The 2,708-nt window shown below is 38.3% G+C and carries 2 protein-coding genes; one reads left to right on the top strand and one right to left on the bottom strand.

Annotated features, from left to right (window positions below; genetic code table 11):
* The coding region (locus CXF78_RS19540; protein WP_102037693.1) for an NADH:flavin oxidoreductase/NADH oxidase family protein at nucleotides 1–1,117 on the bottom strand (1,117 nt) is incomplete at its 3' end.
* A gap of 785 nt (nucleotides 1,118–1,902) precedes the next feature.
* Here CXF78_RS19540 and CXF78_RS19530 point away from each other — a divergent pair.
* Nucleotides 1,903–2,708, top strand: an 806-nt coding sequence (locus CXF78_RS19530) for a LysR substrate-binding domain-containing protein (RefSeq protein ID WP_102037692.1), incomplete at its 3' end; no start/stop codon positions are given.

Below are 2,708 nucleotides of genomic sequence, written 5' to 3'. Positions count from 1 at the left end.
ATAATTCAAGCTCAAAACTTTCCTCGCTATCATTAGCTATAGCGGTTAACAGCATGGTAAACCAAGCCGTTATTCCACCTTGAGGTGGCGCCTTGAATCGAGGAAAACTAGGGGCAGTTGCCGTCCCAATTAGCCAGTCTTTCGCAAGCTCGGGGGTTATGACTAATGCACGCGCTAATCCAACAAAATCAACAGCGCCAGATTCTATTACCTTTAATGCCTGTGCATAGGTTTTAAACCCTCCAGTAACCGCTATAGGCACATTCGATAAGCGCTTTGCTGTTGCTGCAAACTCTGCAAAATAAGGGCCTTTTGTAGATGAATCAGAGCTAGATTTGGCTCCAGGGAAATAAGATCCACCGCTTATTTCTATCAAGTCTAATGAAGTTTGATCCAATATTCGGATAGCGGCTAATGCATCTTCCTGCGTTAAACCACCTTCTAATTGATCGGTGGAATTAATCTTAATGCCTATCGGGAATGAATCCCCCACTGCACTTCGCACCTTTGCAATTATTTCGACAATAATTCGACATCGCGCTTCAATAGAACCACCATATTGGTCTTGTCGATGGTTAAACAATGGCGACAAAAACTGACTAAGTAAAAATCCATGACCTGCATGAATTTGCACACCTGTAAATCCAACGTCTTTAGCTAACATAGCAGATTTGGCATACATATCAGGTAATTGATAAATTTCATCAATCGACATTCCGGCACACTGAAACTGGCTAATATTAAGCGCTGATGGTCCTTTGGGTTGGCTTATGGGTAAATGAGAAAGCCCACCAGCATGACTTAACTGAGGCCATATATGAGCGCCATTAATAGCGGCACGTGAAGTTAGCTCACGCAATGCAGCTAAATCCATCCCATCAGCTAAAACCAGATTACCCGGCTTTTCAGGAAACCGCGGATCAACCTGTACTTCGCCTATAACCGATAGTCCAAGTCCGCTCTTCGCCCACCGTTCATAAAGCCTAGCCTGCAGATTTGTAGCATTACCCTCGCCATCGGCAAGTGAATCTGACATCGCAGATTTTATAAGCCTGTTTTTAATAACAGCGCCACATGGCAGCTTAAGTGGGTCTTTCAAGCTTATTGGATTGGTCATAACTGTCTCTGGTTACTCTAATTGTCTTAACGGTTAAAGACATTATGAACCATTGTCTATAAACTAAAAACCAACCAATAATATATATACTATTAATAATAAGTTTATAATGAACACTTCAGATCTGCATTTATTCGTTCGAACAGTTGAAACTGACAGCATAACGGAATCTGCCAAACAGCTTAACTGACGCCTTCAGCCGTCAGTTAAGCACTACGTCGATTAGAAAAATATTATAAGAACGACTAGGCAGCTACGTATTACACCTGCAGGTAAGCAATTTCTGTTTCACTGTCGAGAGCGTTGGAAGCTTAGCGCAAGGGCAAATAGCGGCTCATCAAATACAAGGTAAAATAAGTGGACATTTACGGCTATCAATATCATCAGATTTAGGGCGCAATATCGTTCTACCCTGGATAATGGAATAAACAGAGCAACATTCCACCTTATCAATAAACGTTGATTATCGGTGAGTAACTTTCTGATTTTTCTTAGATAATGCTAATACTGTCCTTAGGTATGGTAAGCAAGAATACACTCTAGATCTCACATTGAGATAAATACCTCTATGACATAGTTCATCAAATAGTTATAACTTATTGTTATTTAATAATTAAATTGAATTATTAAATCTTTTTTAATAGTCTTTTAACAACGCAGCCATTTATGTTTATTGTGATATATAGATAATATAAAGTTAGTTTTTTTAATAACATATCAATTCAAAGGCTATTTATTTTAAAGAATATCTTGTCCGACGAAATATGCATATTTGGATGATTTAAATGCATCGATTACCACCACTACGAGCTATACAAGTATTCGACTCTGTTGCACGTAATCAATCTTTTTCTATCGCGGCTTCGCAGTTGGCTATTACTCAAGGAGCTGTGTCGAAGCAGGTAAAACTTCTTGAAGAGTTTTATGCTGAGAAGTTATTCATACGTTGTGGTACCAACATAGAACTGACGAAGAAAGGCACTTGGTTAGCATATCAGTTAACGCCCATTTTTGACCAACTTAACGGAATTTGCAATTTCAATTCTATAAGTCGCGGAAAAATACGAATTGCTACCTACCCATCTCTTTCACTCGGTTATCTTACATATGAAATTGAACAATTTAATTCTGCCCATCCAAATATTGATGTCGAAATTATATTAGCCATTAATCATCCAACAATGTGTGATGAAATTGCTGATTTATTTATTACAACAGAAGAGAGTATTGATGGTTATCACTATCAACAACTATTTCAAGAAAGATTAATTCCTGTTATCAGTCCTAAAATAATTAACGATACAACGATAATAAAGATAAAGGATTTGACTGGCTACACGCTATTGGTAACGAATGGAAAAGAGAACTCTGATTGGCAGTTATGGTTTAACCATCATAATTTAAAACCGGCAATTTACCAGAAAATGAACATGTTTAGTGATGCACTATTATCAACTAGAGCTGCAGAATTAGGCAATGGCATTGCCTTATCATGTGAGGTTACTGCACACCGAGACATAATTGATGGTCGTTTGTGTAAAGTAGGTCTACCATCAGCGCCAACTGGGCGGCGCTATTTCTTATGTTGTAA

The sequence above is a fragment of the Shewanella sp. 11B5 genome (genome assembly GCF_002836795.1).
GTDB lineage: Bacteria > Pseudomonadota > Gammaproteobacteria > Enterobacterales > Shewanellaceae > Shewanella > Shewanella frigidimarina.
Note: the sequence above shows the minus strand (reverse complement) of the source record. Positions and strands in the feature narration are given on the sequence as shown.